At 48.7% G+C, this 21,077-nt stretch carries 8 protein-coding genes; 3 read left to right on the top strand and 5 right to left on the bottom strand.

Annotation, left to right across the window (positions count from 1 at the left end; translation table 11 throughout):
• Positions 1-8 precede the first annotated feature (8 nt).
• Together ACZ45G_RS22530 and ACZ45G_RS22525 are read right to left on the bottom strand one after the other, a co-directional pair.
• Positions 9-899, bottom strand: coding sequence for an acyltransferase (locus tag ACZ45G_RS22530; RefSeq protein ID WP_464172761.1), 891 nt, complete (start codon positions 897-899; stop codon positions 9-11).
• On the bottom strand, positions 899-2,392 hold the full coding sequence (locus ACZ45G_RS22525) for a sigma 54-interacting transcriptional regulator (protein ID WP_464172760.1): 1,494 nt from the start codon (positions 2,390-2,392) through the stop codon (positions 899-901). Before ACZ45G_RS22525 ends, ACZ45G_RS22530 begins: the two co-directional genes overlap by 1 nt.
• Before the next feature lie 291 nt (positions 2,393-2,683).
• On the opposite strand from ACZ45G_RS22525, the gene ACZ45G_RS22520 reads away from it, so the two are divergent.
• The 3 genes from ACZ45G_RS22520 to ACZ45G_RS22510 all read left to right on the top strand — a co-directional run bounded on the left by ACZ45G_RS22520 (position 2,684) and on the right by ACZ45G_RS22510 (position 17,249).
• Positions 2,684-14,713 carry a beta-ketoacyl synthase N-terminal-like domain-containing protein gene (locus tag ACZ45G_RS22520; protein ID WP_464172759.1) on the top strand — a complete coding sequence of 4,010 codons (12,030 nt, stop codon included), beginning with the start codon at positions 2,684-2,686 and terminating at the stop codon, positions 14,711-14,713.
• 263 nt (positions 14,714-14,976) lie between these two features.
• A complete protein-coding gene (locus tag ACZ45G_RS22515) occupies positions 14,977-15,873 on the top strand; it encodes an SDR family NAD(P)-dependent oxidoreductase (RefSeq protein WP_464172757.1) in 897 nt (298 codons plus the stop codon).
• Positions 15,874-15,944: 71 nt separating this feature from the next.
• A complete protein-coding gene (locus ACZ45G_RS22510; protein ID WP_464172756.1) occupies positions 15,945-17,249 on the top strand; it encodes a phospholipase A in 1,305 nt (434 codons plus the stop codon).
• Positions 17,250-17,336: 87 nt separating this feature from the next.
• On the opposite strand, the gene ACZ45G_RS22505 is transcribed toward ACZ45G_RS22510, so the two are convergent.
• The 3 genes from ACZ45G_RS22505 to ACZ45G_RS22495 are packed head-to-tail and all read right to left on the bottom strand — an operon-like array spanning position 17,337 to position 20,596.
• Positions 17,337-17,690, bottom strand: coding sequence for a cytoplasmic protein (locus ACZ45G_RS22505; protein ID WP_464172755.1), 354 nt, complete (start codon positions 17,688-17,690; stop codon positions 17,337-17,339).
• The gene (locus ACZ45G_RS22500; protein ID WP_464172754.1) at positions 17,690-18,175 is read right to left on the bottom strand and encodes a PaaI family thioesterase; all 486 of its coding nucleotides are present in this window, start codon (positions 18,173-18,175) and stop codon (positions 17,690-17,692) included. Before ACZ45G_RS22500 ends, ACZ45G_RS22505 begins: the two co-directional genes overlap by 1 nt.
• 48 nt (positions 18,176-18,223) lie before the next feature.
• The gene (locus ACZ45G_RS22495; RefSeq protein ID WP_464172753.1) at positions 18,224-20,596 is read right to left on the bottom strand and encodes an aminotransferase class III-fold pyridoxal phosphate-dependent enzyme; all 2,373 of its coding nucleotides are present in this window, start codon (positions 20,594-20,596) and stop codon (positions 18,224-18,226) included.
• Positions 20,597-21,077 lie beyond the last annotated feature (481 nt).

Here is a 21,077-nt window from a genome sequence, read left to right as displayed (position 1 = left end):
CTAAGGAGTTAGTCTGTTTGGATCAGGCCGATTCTCTCATCTTTCTTTATCCATATTCTGTTCAGCCATTCACAAAAGATTGCCCGGTCTTTCGGGTCATTAAAATAATCTCCTTTCAGGGCGGAGTTTACCTCCAGCACTTCAAAATCAATAATAATCTTTTGGGTTTTGCCGGATATAAAATCCCAGAAATTGGGGGTTTTTCCGGGGTATATGATCGTCACGTCAATGATTTTGTGAAGATAATCCCCCATGGATCCCAGGACAAATGCAATTCCACCGGCTTTGGGGTTGAGCAGGTGGGCAAAGGAGGTATTTTGTGCCTCTTTTTTTTGAGTTGTGAACCGGGTGCCTTCCACAAAATTCATAATGGATGTGGGGGTGTGTTTAAAGCGTTCACAGGCCTTTTTCGTGCTTTCCAGGTCCTTGCCCCGCAGGTGGGGTTTTTTGTCCAGGATTTTTTTTGAATACCGTTTCATGAAAGGGAAATCAAGTGCCCACCAGGCAAGGCCTAGAAAAGGAACCCAGATGAGTTCTTTTTTTAAAAAGAATTTGAGCATGGGGATTTTCCGGTTCAAAGTTTTTTGGAGTACCAGAATGTCCACCCAGGACTGGTGGTTGGCCATTACCAGATACCATTCTGTTCGTGTTAGTTTTTCAAGCCCCCGGATGTCCCAGTCAATTTTAGAGAACAAATCTGAATTCAAAGAATTTATACCGATCCACAAGGTTGCAATGGCGATAAGAATTTTATCCAGGATCACAATGACAGGGGGAAAGGGAAGGATAAATTTAAATAGAGATAGAAAAATTAACGGAAGGGTCATGCAAATGGTATTTATCATGATCAGGAGGAAGGCTAAAATTCCTTTGAGGGGGGAGGGTAAGAAAGAAAGCATCAGTTGTTGAATCCTTTTTTTTGGGTCTCTATATGTTTTTTTATGGTCCGCCGGTCAAGCCCTGTTTTTCTGGCAACCTTTTCATAGGTACCAAGGGTATCATAGAGCAGTTTGCAGTATCCTGCAACCAGATCGGAGACGGCAATGGTTTTTTCTTTTATCCCTCGTTGAAGTGTCGTGGAAAGAGACACTTCTGCCGGATCTATGATCTCTTTGCCCCTGTAATCTTTTTTAAGCAATACGCTCCTGACACATTGCTCAAGTTCCCTGACATTGCCTGGCCAGTGATAGTTCTTTCCCAGCCGGCGGTCAATGATTCTTTTTACCTGTTGGGTCAATTTTTTTGAATGCATACCGGTCATGCGGTGGATGGTGAAATTCAAAAGGTCATCCAACTCCGATGGAGACTCTTTGATCCGGGTCCGTAAGGGAGGGACCTCTATGATATCTGAACAGAGCCGGTAATAAAAATCATCCCTGAAAATTTCACCCTCCATGACCGCTCGTTTGGGCCGGTTGGTGGCGGCAATGACACGGCCGTTAAACCGTAAAATGGTATGGGCCCCCACAGGGGAGAAATGCCGTTCCTGCAGAACCCGCAGCAGTTTGATCTGCACATGGTTGGGGATCTCTCCGATTTCATCCAGCAGGATGGAACCGTGGGGACTGCACCTGTCAAAAACCCCCTGATAGTCTTCAATTGCTCCTGTGAAAGCCCCCTTGGTATGACCGAATAATTCTGATTCCAAAAGGGTTTCCGGGTATTGGGAGAGATTCAGGGAGGAAAAGGCCTGGGTAAAACTTTCGGCAAAACAGCCTCGTTTGATATCAAAGGGAATAAAGCCGCTTCGGCCGATGGCCTGAGCTGCTGTCCCTTTACCGGTTCCGGTTTCCCCTAAAAGCAGGGTGGAAAAATCCTCCATCTTGTTCCATAAAAAACTGTCATAGAGTTCAATGCTATGGGTGAAGACATTATACCAAAGGTTTTTTTTCAGGGTGCGCATGCAGGGGCTGCTGCCCACAAGGGAGTGGGAAATAAAATAAAATGCCCGCCGCAATTGATAGGACAGGGCAAAATAATGGTAAAAGGTCTTTATATCAAACCCTTTTTGAATGACCATCTGTTTGGCATCTTCAACAAAGCTCACCTTGACCGGTGTGTCCTGGGCATTTATCTGGTCTTTGATTAATTGATCAAATTGGTCCCTAAATTTATGGAAGATATCAAATAAATAGACCACCCGAAGGATCTCCTTGTCCCCATCCTGGTAGTCATTGATATTCCCCTTATTGTCTGTTTCCAGTTTTTTTAAACGCCTGTCCACTTCCCTGACGCATTTGTCCTTACTTTCCCTCCTTGTGGCAGAAGGAAATAGCCCGGCAATTTTCTGGTCTAATCGTTCCCTTAACTCGCTGAAAGGGTTTGCAAAGGCAGCATTGTGGACTGTTTTGAAAAATTGTCTTTCTTTTTGGTCCAGGTTTATTTTTTTCAAGAGGCCTCCATTGGAGCCTCCATTGGAAGGTCCAAGGTTAAATCATCAAAGTTTTACAATACAATCCTGTGCAATTTTGTACATGTGGCATACATAAAATGCAAGAAAATTTATGGATCATAAATGTGATGCGATTGATTATTTTTAGAAATTACTTTTATTTCAGGATGTTAAGAAAAAAGACAGGGGTGGCACACTCCTTGATAAAGAATAGGGTTTGAGAACCAAACGTTTTCCTTTGGCAGGAGCCAAAGAACACGGATACGCAACCCCCTATATGGAGCCATATTTATGATTACAAGAATACTGAATTCAAGACTGCCTTTGATGATTTATACACCGGTAAAGGTATTTGATGCCAGTTATTTTCATGCCATTTACCGGTCTGGTGCCCTTCCGGTTTTTGATACAGAGTTTTTAAGCCGCGAGGATATCCTTGAAAAGGCCCAGCTGCTTGCCCGGGAACCCTTGAGCTTTGGACTGCGGCTGGCTGCCCATGACCATGAGACCATTGCCGCTTTAAAACAAAAAAATATGGCCAACCTTGATCTTTTGATTGTTCCCCTTTCCAAACAAGACGAGGTTGCTGATTTTTCCCATTTTGGTGATACAAAGATTGTTCCTGAAATTAAGGATATCCATCTCATTGAAAAAATAGGGTCGATTGATCCCCACGGGCTGATCCTGCGGGGCAACGAGGCCGCCGGAAAGGTGTCTCGATATTCTTCTTTTATTCTCATGCAATGGTATTTGAAACACAGTGATCTGCCTGTTTTTATCCACGGCGGGGTGGGTCGGTATACGGCTGCCGGTATGCTTGCAGCTGGCGCTTCCGGGTTTGTGATGGATTCCCAGGTGCTTCTGGCAGACGAGGCACCGGTTTCAGATAATTTCAAAAAGCTTTTGGCCACAGTGGATGAGGGAGATTCCACTGAAATTATTTTCCAGGACCGAGAGATCTATCGGGTCTTTGCAAAACTTGGCACCAAAATTGTTAAGGACCTCAAGCAGGAGGCGGTTCTGGTTGCCAATGAAATGGATGGGGAACGACAGATTTATAAGTCCATCACCAACAATATAACCGCCCTGAACAACCCGGATGTCCCATTTGTCCAGTCCCTGTTTTATCTGGGTCAGGACGGGCTTTTTGCCAAGGAGTTTGCCAGGGAATCCACCTGTCTTGAATCCATGGTAACTTCCTTTTTTACAACCATTGGGGAAAATCTTGATTTTATTGACCAGCATGATCCGGTTGTGGCAGATTCTGCCTTTGCAAAGGATCAGTCCACAAAGTATCCGCTGATTCAAGGACCCATGGCCAATATTTCGGATAATGCAGATTTTGCCGCCATGGTATTGGAAGCCGGCGCTTTGCCCTTTTTTGCCGTGGGCAGCCTGCCAGCATCCCTGGCCGAGGATATGATACAAAAGGGAGCCAAAAAACTGAGTAATTTTGGTGCCGGTCTTGTGGGCATTGAAGCCTTTAACCCCATGGTCCACAAACATCTGGACATGGTCAAGCGCTACAAGGTACCCTATGCGCTTTTTGCAGGCGGTATTCCCTCCCAGGTGGTTGAATTGGAAAAGGCCGGCACTAAAACCTATATGCACACCCCATCGGTCTCCATGATGGAAAATGCTTTGGACGCCGGGTGCCGCAGGTTTATCTTTGAGGGGGGAGAAGCCGGTGGCCATGTGGGGTCTTTGTCCAGCATGGTTCTCTGGGAAGCCGCCATCTCAAACTTGATCCAGTCTCGCCGGGATTTATCTGACCTGTATCTGGTTTTTGCCGGTGGGATTACCACAGCCTTTGCCTCTTTTTTCATCTCGGGCATGGCCTCGTTTCTGGCTGCCCGCGGTGCGAAAATCGGTCTTCAAGTGGGAACCGCCTATCTGTTTTCCAATGAGATCGTTGAAACCAAAAGTATGAAAAAACAATACCAGGACATCATTATTGAAAAAGATGAAACCGTGGTCATCGGCAGAAGTCTGGGGCTGGCATCCAGAACCGCTCCCACCCAGTTTGCACGCAGTATGGTGGAACATGAAGCTCAGATGATTGTTAACAAAGAAGGGTTAACCCAGAGAAAACGATCCTTTGAGAAACGCAATATCGGATCGCTTCTCATCGGAGCCAAGGGGTTCTTGCCAGATTTTAAACGTAAGGGTGAAGAACATTACACCTGGTTTGAAGGCCAGGAACATCGGGAACGAGGTAATTTTCTGGTGGGGGACAGTCTGGCCTTTTTTAAGGGCCCTGTTTCCATTCGAGAGATCCATGACCAGTATTTTGACGGCAAGTCTCAATTGTTCAGACACATCAATCAACTGGAAGTTTTTTCCAGCCGGAAAAACAAAATTAAAGATGAGATTGCCGTGGTGGGAATGGGCTGTACCCTTCCCCATGCTGACAATCCAGATATGCTCTGGGACAATATTTTAAACAAGCGCTATTCCATCAGTGAAATGCCGGAAACCCGTTTTGACAGGTCGTTATATTATAATCCAGACCGGAAGGCGGTAGACACCACCTATACCATCCTGGCAGGGCAGGTGGACCATTTTGAATTTGATTGTGAACGCTTCGGATATGCCGAAAACAAGGAAAAACAGCTGTCCAGAAGTCAGAAGATGGTACTTGCAACCGCTTATAAAGCCGTGGAAAGTGCAGGTCTTCTGGGGGCGGATGACCGTCTTGTAACCGATGATCCAAAGCGGACAGCCGTCATCATTGCCACCTGCCTTTCCAATGAGCTGGGAAATGATCTTCAGCTCAAATACTGGTATCCAGAGGTGGTCTCCATGCTGGAGAAAACCCCGGCCTATACCGCTCTTTCCGATGGTGAACGAGAAAAGATCAAACAGGCCCTTCAAGAAGGTATAGAAGGGGAAAACAAGGGCTATGATCCGGTCCACGGAATCCTTTTGAACATTGAAGCTTCCAGGATTGCCCGGCACCTGGGGGCCCGCGGTGTAAATTATATCGTGGATGCTGCCTGTGCCTCTTCTGTTACCGCCCTTGAGGCGGCAACAGGAGAGCTTTTGTCCGGCGACCATGACCAGGTTATTGTGGGCGGGGTCAATACCCATCTGGCACCGGAATCCTTTATTGGATTTGCCAAGATGGGCACCCTCTCTGCAAAAGGGTCCTATCCCTTTGACAGTCGTGCCGACGGGTTTGTCCTGGGGGAAGGGTCCGTGGTTTTTGTCTTGAAACGGATGAAGGATGCCATCCGGGATAAAAATAAAATTTTCGGGGTGATCAATGCCATCGGGGGCAGTTCCGATGGAAAGGGCAAGGCCATTGCCGCACCCAACCCCAAGGGTCAGGTCATGAGTCTGGAACGCTGTTTTGAAAATATTCGGCCCGATATTCTTCCCGATGACATCGGCTTTATTGAAGCCCATGGTACCGCCACCACAGTGGGGGACCAGGTGGAGCTTCAAACCCTGTCCACCATGTATCAAAATTCCCATGCCGGGGTCAGTTCCGTCAAATCCCAAATCGGCCATCTTTTGGGGTGTGCCGGGTCTGTTGGCTTGTTAAAGGCCTTGTTGGCAGTGGAAAAAGGCGTGCTGCCGCCCAATGGGCAGTTTAAAACCCTGGCTGAAAATCATGATTTAACGAGTTCATCCCTGTACATTGTAGAAGATGCCAAACCCTGGGAACCTGAGGACGGCAAAAGCCGTAAGGCCGGGGTTTCTTCCTATGGATTCGGCGGTATCAATTATCACATGGTTGTGGAAGAGATGACAAAGGGGTATGCGCCCATGAAGCGGGATATTTTTTCCGACACTGCCTATGATTTTAATGAGGACAGGATTGTGGTGGCAGGTCTCGGGGTCTTTCTTCCCGGTGCCAGTAATACCGAAGAATTTTGGGAAAAATTATGCTCCGGGGAAAAACAGCTCTCCTCTATCCCTGCAAGTCATTTTGACAATGATGCCTATGCTGCCTTTGATAAAAATTCCATTTATCGGTTGCCCAAGGTCAAGGCAGGGATAGTAAAAGATTATCAGGTTAACAATCTTAAATACAGAATGCCTCCTAAAATGGTCAAATCCGTTGAGCGGGGACAGCTCTTTGGATTGGAAGCTGCCAGCGAAGCCCTGGAATCTTGTGGGCTGTTGGAACATGCAGGTGCTGCTGCAAGAACCGGGGTTATCCTGGGGACCATTGCCGGGGAACGCCAGAGTAAAAATATTATCCGTGTGAGGAAAAACTTCATTGGTAATCTGATTAAAAATTGTTCAGCCCTGGATGCAAATATTGCTCAGATCGTGGGGCAGGAGATGGTCGATGCCATCTGCACTTCGATTCCGGAAAATAATGAAGATACTACTCCAGGTCTTTTGTCCAATATTATATCCGGGCGGATTGCCAATTATTTTGGCCTCAACGGTCCCAATTATGTCCTGGACGCTTCCTGTGCCTCTTCCACCATTGCCATTCGAAATGCCACAAGAAATTTGAAACAAAAGGATCTGGATTTTGTCCTGGCAGGAGGCGTTGACTGCAACCTATATCCTGCTGTGCTAATGGCATTTAAGCGCCTGGGCCTTTTGTCCGAGGGGGATTGCAATTATTTTGATTCAAGGGCAGACGGCTATGTCATGGGGGAGGGGGCGGCCATCCATGTCCTGACCACCTATAAACGCGCCCGAGAAGCGGGCATGGAAATTTTGGGGGAAATTAATGAATGCACGGTGGGTTCCAGTGTGCCCGACCATCTATTGGCACCCTCGGAAAAAACCTTTGTTTCCGTCATCAATGAGGCCTATCAAAAATCAGGGATCCGCAAATCAGATATCAACCATCTGGATCTGTTTGCCTTTTCCAATGTTTTTGGGGATATGATTGAAAAACAGGTGACACAAGCTTGTTTTAACCATGAAATGCACTGCGGTAACATCAAACCCCAGTTCGGGTATTTCAAGGCGGCCAATCCTGCGGTTGCCCTTGCCAAGCTTGTCCTCATGAATACCAAGGGAACGCTTTTACCGGACTTTAATTATGATTCAGAGCATTCCATACTCAAGGGGTGCAAAGTTTTGAAACCCGCCACCACAGCAATCCCCAGGACTCCTGGTCAACCTTTCCGGTTTGCCGCCAATGTCAACGGCATTGGTGGAAACCACTGCCATTTGATAATGAGCTGTCTGCCCAGGGTTTTAGAACAGCCGTTGTCGGTCCCTGTTCTGTCTGCAAGTGTTTCGTCCGTTATGGGTCAGCAAGTGATGGGTCAGCAAGTTGGCCAGCCAATGATTGGCCAACCCACTATCGGCCAACCAATGATTGGCCAACCAATGATCGGCCAGCAGGTGATTGAGGCTGTGTACAAACCTGTTCCCACAGATGACATCGTACTGGGGGGCGCTTCCCATTCCGCAGATCACAAGGGGAAAAAGCTTCGCATGGTGGCCCTGCTCTCGGGCCAGGGTGCCCAGAGGCCTGGTATGATGAAAGAATTGTTCGAGGCCGATGACCACATTCGATCGGTCATGGAAAAAGGCGAGGCCATCTTCAAAAGTATTCGGGGATATTCTTTGCTGGAGATGATGTTTGAAGAGGATGAGAAGCTTAATTCCACCCAGAATACCCAGCCCTCGGTATTTCTCTCCTCGGCTGCTATCTGCAGTCGTTTGGCCATGGAAGGGTTCTCCCCGGATTATTTTATCGGCCATAGTGTGGGGGAATACACGGCTCTTTTTTGTTCGGGGATGTTGGGATTTGAAGATGCCATGCGTTTGATCATCAAACGTTCGGACCTCATGTACGAATCTACCCTGAAAAATCCCGGTAAAATCATGGTGGTTTTTAAAAATGAACGAGAAACAGCCGGTCTGATTAGAGAATCTTTTGTGTCCGGCATTTATATTACCAACAAGAATAGTGAAAAACAAACAGCCGTGTCCGGCAAGGCCGAGGCTATTGAAAAATTTTGCCAATACCTGACAGGGCAAGCAGTGGTCTATAAAAAGCTCAATCTCACCGGTGCTTTTCACACCCCCCTGCTCAAGGAAGCCTCGGACAAATTGAGAACCTATCTTTCATCCGTGCAGTTTAACGATACCCGGTATGGAAAGATTATTTCCAACACCCTGGCCCAGCCCTACCCGGAACGAGCGGAAGAGGTAAAAGATTTGTTGGCAAAACAGATTGTTTCTCCGGTGGAGTTTATTGCCTCCATTGAAAATGTCTATGTCTCGGGCAAAACTCATTTTATTGAAATCGGGCCCTCAAGGCTTCTTGTCAATTTGCTGAAAAATATCAATGTGGGAGAGTATGGCACGGCTGTGTCCGTGGACGCAAAGCTTGGTGAGGTTGCCTCCTTTGAAGCCTGCCGTCAATACCTGTTGTCCTGCAACGCCCTATTTGAGCCCAAGACCATTGTGCATCCGGAGCCAGACCCGATGATCGCCGCCCATACAACTGCCAAAGAGGAGTTACCCATCATAGAAATGTCAGAAGACTTTGATACATTTAAACAAAACAACCAGACCTTGATTGATAGAATTTTGTACAAGGAATTTCAGCACCAGAAACGCAACTCAGCGGTTGAGTCCATGGAGCGGTTTGGTTTTAACACCCACAAAATTTTGATTTCCGGCGTATCAGTGGGGTTGCCGGGCAAGGCCCGTAAGGTGTTTGCAAAGGATAACTTTGATGCCATTCTCAATGGTGAAAATTTTATTGAGCCCCTCACGGCAGATGCCATGGACCGATTGACGGACAAAAATATCACCAAGCTTTTCAAACAGCCCGATGGCAATGCCAGGTTTGTCCAGATCACTAAAACAGAGGATGTCATCCATCTGGCAGGACAATTGGGATATTTTAACCTCACCGATGAATACGGCATCAAGGAACAATATGACATGGTCATGGCCATGGGCATCGCAGCAGGGATTGAAGCCCTCAAGGATGCCAATATCCCTCTGGTCATGCAGTATAAGAAAATGAAGGGCGGCAAGACCATGATACCCGCAGGCTTTGCCCTGCCAGAAGAGATGCAGGAGGAAACCGGGGTCATTATCACCTCTTTGTGGCCCAATGCAGAAACCCTGATCGATGAACTTGAAAAATATTATTATGAAAAATTGTTCCTCAAGCCCTATGAGGAATTTGAAAAGATCTATTATTATCTCATGGAAAAGGTAGGGGATATGGAGATCAAGGAAGAACTGACCGAATGGTTCTTCAAGGCAAAATCCCGGAAACGGACCGATTTGGACACCTATAAGTTTGACAGAAGCTTTGTGGCCAACTATTGTCCCCTGGGATCTGCCCACCTGGCTCAGATCATCAAGGCCAAGGGACCCAATACCCTGGTCTCTTCCGCCTGCGCCTCCACCACCCTTGCCATGGGTATTGCCGAGGACTGGATCCGGGTGGGCCGGTGTAAACGGGTGCTGGTCATTGGTGGTGACAATGCCACCTCCTCCCGCCAGGGACAATGGGTGGGTTCGGGGTTTTTGTCCCTGGGAGCTGCCACCATTAAAAAAAGAGTCTCAGAAGGGGCCAAACCCTTTGATGAGGACCGGAACGGAACTATCCTGGGGGCCGGTGCCGTGGGGCTGGTCATTGAAGACCAGGCAAGTGCTGCCAAGCGCGGCATGAACGGCCAGGCGGAGATCCTTGGCACCCACATTGCCAATTCCGCCTTTCATACCTATAATATTGACGTTCCCCACATGGCCAGTGAAATGAAAAAATTTATCACCAAGGTGGAGCGACAGACAGGGCTTACCAAGCAAGAATATGCTGACAAGCTGCTATTCATGTCCCATGAGACCTATACCCCTGCCAGGGGAGGGTCTGCCGACGCAGAAGTAACGGCCCTGGAAGCCACATTTTCCAAGTATCTGCCCAGGATCGTTATTTCAAATACCAAGGGATTTACCGGTCATACCCTGGGGGCGGCTATTGAGGATGTGGTCATGATCAAGGCCCTCCAGCGACGCAAGGCGCCTCCCATTGCCAATCTTAAAAAAATCCCCAGTCATTTCAGAAAGCTCAATTTTTCCGGCCAGGAGAAAATTGATAGTGAATACGGATTGCATCTTGCCGCCGGGTTCGGATCCCATTTTGCCTTTGTTTTTGTCAAACGGGTGGAGGAGAATCCTGTCAAGGGCAACCGGGTCTATCATCGCTGGCTCAGGAAAATAACCGGTTCTCAAAAGCCGGAACTCAAAGTGATTGACAATACCCTGTGTGTGGTGGCCGGGGACCCGGAAACAGGGCCCACACTGCCGGACAGTCCTGAAAAGAAAAGGCAGGTTCCGGAACCGGGCCGGATACCGGCCATGGCATCCGCACCGATGAGTGCTGTGGCAGCAAGCCTTCCTGCCGTCCCGGTATCCTCAGTGCTGGAACCTGCAGCAGTACCCATCGCAAAGGTAAAGCAGATCATCGCCGAGCAGACCGGGTATGCAGCGGATATGCTGGAGGATGATCTGGATCTGGAAGCGGACCTGGGGATTGATACGGTAAAACAGGTGGAAATTTTTGCCAAGATCGCATCGACCTTTGATTTTGGTGTGCCCGAAGATCTGAAACTTCGGGATCTGAACACCATTGAAAAATTAGGGGCCTATGTGGCTGGTCGGGTGGATATCCCCGCACCCGTTGCTTCTGTCTCTCTTGAAGCGCAGGTATCCGCTCCCACAGTTGCAGGAGCCGGTCCTGCCCCTGCCATTGAAACGGTTAAAGAAATCATCGCCGAGCAGACCGGGTATGCAGCGGACATGTTGGAGGACGATCTGGATCTGGAAGCGGACCTGGGGATTGATACGGTAAAACAGGTGGAAATTTTTGCCAAGATCGCATCGACCTTTGATTTTGGTGTGCCCGAAGATTTAAAGCTTCGGGATCTGAACACCATTGAAAAGCTGGCCGCCTATATTGGCACGCGGGTGGATGCCCCTGCCGTATCCCCGGCCCCCCTGGCGGCTGAGCAGCCTTCTGGTTCACAATCCCGGGTAACTTTGGCTGGTGCGGACAATGCTGGTGCGGACAATGCTGGTGCGGACAATGCTGGTGCGGCCAATGCTGGTGCGGCTAAGGCCATTGACACGGTGAAAGAAATAATTGCCGAGCAGACCGGATATGCAGCGGACATGCTGGAGGATGATCTGGACCTGGAAGCGGACCTGGGGATTGACACGGTAAAACAGGTGGAGATTTTTGCCAAGATCGCATCGGCCTTTGATTTTGGTGTGCCTGAAGATTTAAAGCTAAGGGATCTAAATACCATTGAAAAGCTGGCCGCCTATATTGGCACGCGGGTGGATGCCCCTGCCGTATCCCCGGCCCCCCTGGCGGTCGAGCAGCCTTCTGGTTCACAATCTCGGGTAACGTTGGCTGACGGAGTCATGGTTGTATCCCCTGCTATTGCGGCCCCTGCTGGTGCTGAGAATGCCATTGAGACTGTTAAAATGGTGATTGCAGAGCAGACCGGGTATGCCACGGACATGCTGGAGGAGGACCTGGACCTGGAAGCAGACCTGGGGATTGACACGGTAAAACAGGTGGAAATTTTTGCTAAGGTTGCGTCCACCTTCAATTTTGGTGTGCCCGAAGATTTAAAGCTTCGGGACCTGAACACCATTGCCAAACTTGCCGGCTATATTCATCAAAGAACCCGGGCGGTCACACCCCCGGAAAAAGAGGCCATACCGGCTACGGGGTCCGGAACCAGTACGGCGGTTTCTTCCTCTGATGCTGATAGTGCCATGGTTGGGGCGACAATTGATGAAAGCGCATCCAAAGAAGACAGGTTTCCTGATGTTACCTCGCCTATCAAACGCCTGGTGGTGCGGGTGGATGAGGCCAAGATACCCAAATCCTCCGGTAAAACGTTTAAGGGAAAGAAAATTATAGTCTCCCTGGACAGCCACGGGTTTGCCTCTGCTGTCATCAAGAGAATAAAGGGACTTGGCGGTAAGGTTATCACCATGGGCGCTAAAAACAGCAAGCGCCCTGTGGACCTTGATTTGGATCTCACCGATATACGGGGAATGGAAGACCGCCTTGCAGCCTTTAAAACCAAAACTCCCGAGGTGAATGGGTTTATCCACCTGGCACCATTGGATTATTATTTTAACGGCAAGGATGGTTTTGCATCGGACCAGGAGCTGAACACCACCATAAAGTCAGCCTTTGTTCTGATCAAGAGCCTGTTTGAGACCCTGGATAACCGAGAGAATATCATGGGGACGATTACTTTTGATTCTGTTATTTTTCCCTATATGGCAGGAGAAGAAATGGGTGAGATTCATCCCATGTTTGCCGGGTTGTCCGGCCTCATGAAAACTGCCAACAAGGAGATGCCCGATACCCTGGTCAAGGTGGTGGATTTTTCCTATAAGCAGCCCAAAAAGAACATCCCGAGAATTGCTGATTTGTTTATTGGCGAGCTTTTGTCCCGGGACACAAGATGCGAGGTGGGGTATAAAAATAAAAAACGCTATGTCCTTTCCCTGCACCAGAGCATTGCCGACAGGACCGAGCAGGTGGTCTCCAAAAATGACACCCTGCTGGTAACCGGCGGCGCCGGGGGGATTACCTATGAGATATTAAAAAAGGTGGTGGAAACCTATGGGGTCAATCTGGTCATTCTGGGTTCCAATGATATCTATGCCATGGAGCCTAAATATCTGGTGAAGTCATCCACCCAGCCGGAACTCATGGCATTGCTTCGAGGTGATATGCCCGGGGTGAAACCCGTTGAGATCAAACGGGCCCTGGACCGGTTGATTCGAGGGCGCCAGTCCATTGAGAACATTGAATACTTGAAGTCTCTGGGAGTTCAGGTGGATTACAAATGTGCGGATGTTACGGATTTGAAGGCCGTGAAAAAAGCGATGAATTCCTGTGAGCGCATTGACGGAATCATCCATGCAGCCGGCATGGAAATGAGTCAGTTTATTCCTAAAAAAGAGCTCCGGGCCTTTGAGTTGGTGGTGGATGTTAAGGTCAAGGGTATGCGCAATCTGCTGGAAGCTGCCAAGGATCACGACTATAAATACTTTTTTACCTTTTCGTCGGTTACCGCCCGCTTTGGCAACCAGGGGCAGGTGGATTATACGGCTGCCAATGATTTTCTTGGCAAGACCCTGTTTTTGGAACGTCAGCGTCATCCGGAGAGAACCTATAAGGTCTTTGCATGGACAGCCTGGGGCGGGGTGGGAATGGCCACCAATCCAACGGTGAAAAAGGTTCTGGAAGACCGGAGGATTCAGTTTTTGCCCATGGACCAGGGGGTGAAATTTTTCATGGCCGATCTTCTGGACAAGACAGAATCTGAAATGGTCTTTTCCGGCCTGGATTATGATTTTGACATTGATGGTCTCCTGGGGGATCCTGCTGATCGAGCTTTTCCCTTTCTGGAGAATATTGTCGAACAGACTAACTCGAGTGTGACCTATTCCCGGGTTTTGGATCTGAAACACGATCTGTTTCTCAAGGATCATACCATGGGGGATGTTCCTCTCTTTCTCGGGTCAACGGGTATCGAAACAATGGCTGAGGTGGCATGCTCATTGTCCGGGGACAATAAACATTTTACAAGTTTGTCTGATTTCTCCATTCCCTATGGAATCAAATTGCTCAAGGGACGTCCAAAGGAGTTGTTGATCCAGGGAAAGCAAACAGCTGAGGGTGCCATTGAATGTAATATTTCCTCTGTGTTTAAAAATCCTTTGGGAGTTATCATGGGAGAACCCAAACTTCATTATCAGGGGACCTATGGGTTTTCAAAAAAGAGGCTTGCCCCCAAGAAAATCGATCTGCCGCAATTTTCTCCTGTTGACCTTGACGGGGATATAGATACCCTGGTGTATCATCCCAACCGGCTGTTCATGTTCGGGCTTTTTGGCACCATCATGGATATTAATTCCTTTGACGGGACGACACTTGTGACAACTCTTCGAGACAACAGTCAATCCGAGTTTTTTAAAGGGGTGAAAGATCCCAGGTTTGTGGCGGCTCCGGTTCTGGTGGATGCCATGTTCCAGACCGGCGGTCTGCTGGAGTTTTTTACCAGCTCCAGAACCGTGCTTCCCTCCAGAATCCATTCCCTGAATTTTTATGGAAATATCCAAAAAAACAAGGATTACTATTGCATCACCCGGAAGATCAGCTCGGGAGAGGAAACCAATACCTATGATCTGATCCTGACCGATGACAAGGGCAATGTGTCCGTGGAAATCCTAGGGTTTGAAATGGTGAAACTCAATCAGCTGGCAGAAGAGGACAAGATTGCAGACAAGGTTTCCTTTGTCTCTGGCGCAAAAGAAAAAGGAAAAATTGTGTCATAATAATACTTTTTAAGTTTTAAAACTATAAGAGGCTGCCTGGAAAATTCCAGGCAGCCTTTTATTTTACCGGCAGATTAAACCATTGACATCTGTTTTTCATTATCCTAGATTGTTACCCCAAGAGGGGCAATCTATAAAATCCATACCCTTTATATTTTTTGAACGAAATTTCAGTCGATCATAACAGAGGTGTATTCATTACCGACATGGCAACAAACAAGATTCCTGTTATAATGGTAATATAATGGAGCAATGAGAGAATTATGGAAATCGGATTTGAAAACAGGGTGGCAATTGTTACCGGTGCAGGTGCAGGAATAGGCAGAGCCTATTGCCTTGACCTGGCGAAAAGAGGGGCAAAGGTGGTGGTCAATGATGTGGGGAAAACCCCCCAAGGTGAATGGACTGCCGACGGTGTGGTGGATGAGATTCGCAGGGCCGGGGGAGAGGCCTTCGCAAATCATGAATCCGTGGTCGGTATGAAGGGCGGTAAAAAAATAGTTGAGACGGCCCTGGATCATTTTGGAGGGGTGGATGTTCTCATTAATAACGCCGGTATTTTAAGGGATCGGACCTTTATAAAAATGACGGAACAAGAATGGGATGAGGTTATAGGAGTTCATCTGAAAGGGGCCTTTTGTGTGACCCAGCCGGCTGTAAAATACATGAAGGAAAATCGATACGGACGGATCGTCTTTACGGCCTCTTCGTCGGGCATGTACGGGAATTTTGGCCAGTCCAATTACGGAGCTGCTAAGATGGGGGTGATCGGGCTGATGAACACCTTGAAGCTGGAGGTGGGAAAGTACAATATCAGGGTTAACACGGTTGCCCCCAATGCTGACACGGGCATGACCCGGGGTGTGTTTTCCCAAGAGGTGGCAAAAAGAATCCGTCCGGAATTTAATACCCCCCTGGTGACCTATTTGTGCTCCCGGGAAAATGAGGTATCCGGCCAGGTGTTTACCATGAGCGCCGGATGGTTTGCCCGCTCTGCCATGGTTTCCGGCAAGGGCGTTTGTGTCGGCGACGCCCGGCGACCTATTTTTGCCGAAGAGATAAAGGCGCGGTTTGACGAGATCATGACCATTGACAAAGCCAGGGAATTTGAGGACTGTGGTGGTATTTATCAGCTGGGGCGTCCCTTGACCGGCCGTTGAATTGGAATGGGCCTGACCCATTGACAATATGTCTGACATGTGTTTAACACAGAGGATATTTCTAACAACCAATGATACGTATCCCAGAAATGAAAGGACATTCAGACGTGGCAGCAAATGTTATAGCGACCCTTTTGCGGTCTAAACGAAAGAGCCCTGGGCTGGCTCTCTTATTGGTGTTGGCTATTCTTGTAATGGGTGCAAAAATTTCTTTTGCCGCTATTCAGGAGCCGAAACTGATACTGGTGGCACCCCAGGCATCTGAAAATTCATCCATAATGGCAGGAAACCCGATCTTTTTCTTTGTATATTTTACCAATCCCTTTCCACGACCCCTTTCCATCGGGGCATATACGAGACTGGAATGCCAAATCGTTGGCAAAAATAAAAGGGTGGAGGTGATTGCCCTGCCGGTTTTACCCCTGGATACCAGCCAGGAGATGATTCCGGGCAATGGGTTTTTAAAACGGGAATATCGGGTGAGCCTGCCCCGGTATATGGACGGCCATATTTCGATTGGACTCAAGGAATATGGGGCCAACTTAGCCATGTTCCATGCCAAGGTATTTGTTCCGGGAGAATCAGATGACAGTACTTCCCAACAAGCATCCCTGGCCGAGATGTCCAATGTTTTTCAACCATTCTTAAAGAATTTATCCACTTACAAGCCCTCCTACTTTCTGTTTGGTGTGGATCCGGGGCTTGAGAAAAGCAGCTTTCAGTTCAGTTTTAAATATCGACTCTTTGATTTTAGCGAAGGGGAGTTTTTTAAAGAAAAGTTATCATTATTGGAGAAACTTCACCTGGGATACACCCAGCAATCCTTTTGGGACCTGGGCTCAGAATCAGCACCCTTCAAAGATTCCCGGTATATGCCTGAAATTTTCTTTCTGGACAACAAGATAGATTTGAATATCCCTTGGGTTTCCGGGTTTGGTTTCCAAACAGGGTTTCAGCACGAATCCAATGGCCGGGGAGGCGAAGATTCCCGGAGTACCAATTACGGATATATACAGCCGATCATTGTATTTCCTCTCTGGGATGAAACCCATCTGAAACTGGCCCCAAAGGTGTGGGTATATATCGGAAACGATGATGTGACCAACCCGGACTTGGCCGATTACAGAGGGTATTTTGATATTGAAGCAAAAATTGGCAAGCCGCTGGGGTTAGGCCTTGAAACCCATTATCGGCATGGGAAGAAAGGGCCCACCTTGCAGCTGGACTTGTCCTATCCCATGAACCGATTGCCGTTTTTGAGTGGTCTTATGGATGTGTACCTCCATGCCCAGTATTTCACCGGATACGCAGAAAATTTGCTGGAGTATGATCAAAGAGCGGATGTTTTCAGGCTGGGTTTTTCCATTGTCAGGTGATCATAGGGTTGTTTGTCCTGTTCCTAAAAAAAGGAAAGGCAGTTCCGTTTTTATGGGAACTGCCTTTTTTGTCTCCGCCATTTGATTTTAAAAGGTGATCACCTCATACCCTTCTGCCATGAACCCGCCCATGGAGGGATGGCCTGACATCTCACCGATCAAGGGGATCTCTTCTTTTTTTATGGCCTCAATAGCGCCAAGTTTTGTGGCGCAGGCCTTGCAGGCCCCTGCGAAAAGTCCCAACCCTTTGGCTTTCTGGTACAAGGTTGATAAAAAATGGCCGGGCTGGCTCATCTTTTCCACCAGGGTGACGGCATCTCCTTCAATAACAATCAACCCTTCTTGTCCCCGCTCATACAGGTCAATCCCGTTGAGCAAAACATGTACAAAACAGAGGGGATCCCCCCTGAAGGCAAACAATACAATTTTTTTCTGACTCATTATTTTTCTCCTTTCATGACTTTTAGCATGGATTCCGGCAGATGAACCGCCACCACTTTTCCCTTGGCGCATATTTTCCCGTCGGCCATTATAGTTGATTCAATGATTACTTTTTTTGGGGTTACTTCAACGACAACACCCCTGACTTCCAGTTGAGCTGCGATGGGAGTTGGGGCCAGGTAATCCACATGGAGGGATGCGGTGACAAACCGTATGGCCGGCATTGTATCCATGGCCCGGCCCTGTGCTCGGTAGGCAGCGGCCGCAGCGGTGCCCGTAGAGTGGCAGTCAATTAAAGAGGCGATTAAACCGCCGTAAACAAAGCCGGGAACCGCTGTATGCTTTGCTTCCGGTTGGAACAGGGCAACGGTTTCTTCCCCGTCCCAATAACTTTTGAGTTGAAGGCCGTGGGTATTGTGCCGGCCGCAGCCGTAGCAATGGCTCAGTTCTTCCGGATAATAATCCTGGAATGCTTTGTCTGTCATGGGCATGGATCTCCTTTTAATAAGAGGGTTAATTTTGATTTAAGGAGTTTAGTACGAATTAAAGGAGATGGCAAACGAGTTTTGCATTCGATTTTGTTCCATATCTGTCAGTTCGTCGTCTAAAACTCTCAAGAACATGTCGGCATCTTCCAGGGTTATGACCATGGGGGGTTTTATCTTGATGACATTGGAAAAGGGGCCATCGGTTCCCAGGAGTATGCCCCTGTTTTTAAGACGGTTGACCATGTCAGCGGCTTCTTTTGTTGCAGGTGTCAGTTTCTGGCGGTCTTGAACCAGTTCAATGCCGATGAAAAGTCCTATGCCCCTCACATCTCCCACCAGGGGATGGGCGGTTTTAAGGGCTGTTAATCCCTCGATCAGATGGTGCCCCACTTTTTTTGCATGCATCTGGAGACCTTCTTCTTCAATGACGTCCAGAACAGCTTGGCCAATGGCGCAGGAAACCGGGTTGCCCCCAAAGGTGGCAAAAAATTCCATGCCATTGGCAAAGCGGTCGGCAATCTCCCTGCGGGTGACCACGGCAGACATGGGGTGGCCATTGCCAATGGGTTTGCCCATGACAACGATATCCGGCACCACCTCCTGGAGTTCAAAGGCCCAGAAATGGGATCCCACCCTGCCAAAGCCTGTCTGGACCTCATCTGTTATGCACAGGCCCCCGGCGTTTCTTACATGGGCAAAGGCGGTTTTGAAATAATTTTTTGGCGGGATCACCTGGCCGCCGCAGGAGAGCAGGGATTCGGTAATAAATCCGGCAATGGGGCGGTCAATTTTTTGGATGATCTTGCCCACCTCATCCCCATAGGCCCTGCCCGTCTCTTCGCCCTGGCCTTTATACGCCCCCCTGTAACCGTCGGCTACAGGAACCACATGGACCCAGGGTTCGGGACGGCCTTTGCCGCCCCTGCCCATGAACTTATAGGGGCTGATGTTGATCATGGCCTCGGTGTGACCGTGGTAGGCCCCCTCCACCACCAGCATATCCTGGTTGCCGGTGACGGTTTTGGCAATGCGAACCGCCAGTTCATTGGCTTCGCTGCCGGAATTGACAAAGAAACAGGTGTTAAGTTCCCGGGGCAGGGTGTGGCACAGTTTCTGGGCATAATCGGTGAGGCCGTCATAGAGATAACGGGTGTTGGTGTTGAGCTTTGCCATTTGGTGCTGGCCCGCCACCACCACCCGGGGGTGGCAATGACCCACATGACATACATTGTTGTACAGATCCAGGAAGGGACGGCCATGAAAGTCATAGAGATACTGGCCCTTCCCCTGGATTATTTTTAATGGTGTCGCATAGGAGGCCGTAACAGATGGGGCAATGCATTTTTGACGGTGTTCAACCAGTTCGGGAATGGGTTTACCCCTGTCGTCATAGGGGGTCAACTCAATTTTTGAGGCCAGGCGGATGGCGGCCTGGGCCGGGGGAATACCGGCAAAAAATGCCAGTTTTCTCCAGGCCCGCTCTTCCGAGACAAACCAGCTCGCCCGGGCGGGATCGATGCGGCGCCGCTTTGCAGAGATAATAACAGATACGGCCAGGCGGGTGCACATGAGGGGGAACAAAACTTCAAGTTCCTTCATGGACAGGGCTCTGACCCGGTGATAGGCCCCCACAACTATCGAGGCCGCCTCCAGGGGGTCTTGTTCATCCAGGGTGACATAGGCCAGCGCGATGGCCAGATCACAGATGGTGGGGTTTTCCAGACAGTCTCCAAAATCCAGTATCCCCTGGATAAGGGTGTCGTCTACCAGTAAATTATCGTCATTGATATCTCCATGGATGAGGGAACGGGGCAGGTCAGGGAACCTTTGCATGGCAATGGCGGCATAGGAATGGAACACCTGTTCCAGTATTCTGCGGTGCTGGGGATCTTCCACCAGGGAGATTGAGGTGCGGTGCTGTTGGGCCCTGGCAAGGTCCCAGTGGTGGGTTCGCCGGGTATCTGGGTGGATAATGGTTTCCATGGCGATATTGACTTGGGCAATGGTGCGGCCAAGATCCTCAAACCGTTTTTCGGTAGCGGGAAGAAGGTCACACCAGGCCTGTCCCGGGACAAATTCCAGAAGCCTTCCCCTAAGCTGCCGCCCCCTGTCCGTCAAAAAACGGGCTTCAATCTCCCCGGTTTTGGTGGGTATCACCCGGGGCAGTCTTGCTTCAAGCCCTGCATCAATGAGGCGCTCCACCGCCAGGTACTCTATTTCGATCATTCCGGAGGTGGTATCTTCGTCGGCCAGTTTGAGCACAAACCGGGTGTTCTCTTGTGTTTTGACCAAATAGTTTTCATTTTCTCCGGCCAGCCGGGTAAGGGTTCCGCATATCCCATATTCATTTTTTATCAGGGTTGCGATGGCATCGGCCATCTCTTTTGTCCTGGCATTTGGTGAACTGATTTCCTGCATGGTCTGGTTTCCGATCTTAATGTTGTAATTTAGGCCTCGGTGCCGGTTTTCTCCTGGAAAAGATGAACGTCCTGCTGGGGAAAGGCGATACTGATGCCTTCCTGATCAAAGGTGAGTGTTCTCTTTTTCATCAGGTCAAAATAAACATCCCAATAGTCATTGATGTCTATGGATAATGGATAAGAACTTGCTTTTTGTCAAGGAAAGTACGGAAAATTATTAGACGTTCGAAATATGGCCGGAGCATTGTATTTGCAACCGCCATTGAACCTTGGATTTATAAGTTCTCTTCTCACCAATCAGGCCTGGTTTGGATAAAATCGGGCCTGTTCATCATACACCAAACAATCCGGAAAATTTTTTTTAGCGCCGGGACAATTGGAAGGGGCTAAAAGTCGGGTCGTAAAAATTGCTTGTTTTTTAGCGATGAATAGGTTTATATCCCAGGTGGTTTTACTAGGCCTGCTTTCTGATCTGATAT

Source organism: Desulfoconvexum algidum (genome assembly GCF_055382125.1).
This window is presented reverse-complemented; position numbering and strand designations above follow the sequence as displayed.

Excerpts from the sequence above, each read along its gene's own strand:
- ACZ45G_RS22530 (WP_464172761.1), bottom strand. The coding sequence starts at position 899 with ATGCTTTCTTTCTTACCCTCCCCCCTCAAAGGAATTTTAGCCTTCCTC.
- ACZ45G_RS22520 (WP_464172759.1), top strand. The coding sequence starts at position 2,684 with ATGATTACAAGAATACTGAATTCAAGACTGCCTTTGATGATTTATACA.
- ACZ45G_RS22515 (WP_464172757.1), top strand. The coding sequence starts at position 14,977 with ATGGAAATCGGATTTGAAAACAGGGTGGCAATTGTTACCGGTGCAGGT.
- ACZ45G_RS22510 (WP_464172756.1), top strand. The coding sequence starts at position 15,945 with ATGATACGTATCCCAGAAATGAAAGGACATTCAGACGTGGCAGCAAAT.
- ACZ45G_RS22505 (WP_464172755.1), bottom strand. The coding sequence starts at position 17,690 with ATGAGTCAGAAAAAAATTGTATTGTTTGCCTTCAGGGGGGATCCCCTC.
- ACZ45G_RS22500 (WP_464172754.1), bottom strand. The coding sequence starts at position 18,175 with ATGACAGACAAAGCATTCCAGGATTATTATCCGGAAGAACTGAGCCAT.
- ACZ45G_RS22495 (WP_464172753.1), bottom strand. The coding sequence starts at position 20,596 with ATGCAGGAAATCAGTTCACCAAATGCCAGGACAAAAGAGATGGCCGAT.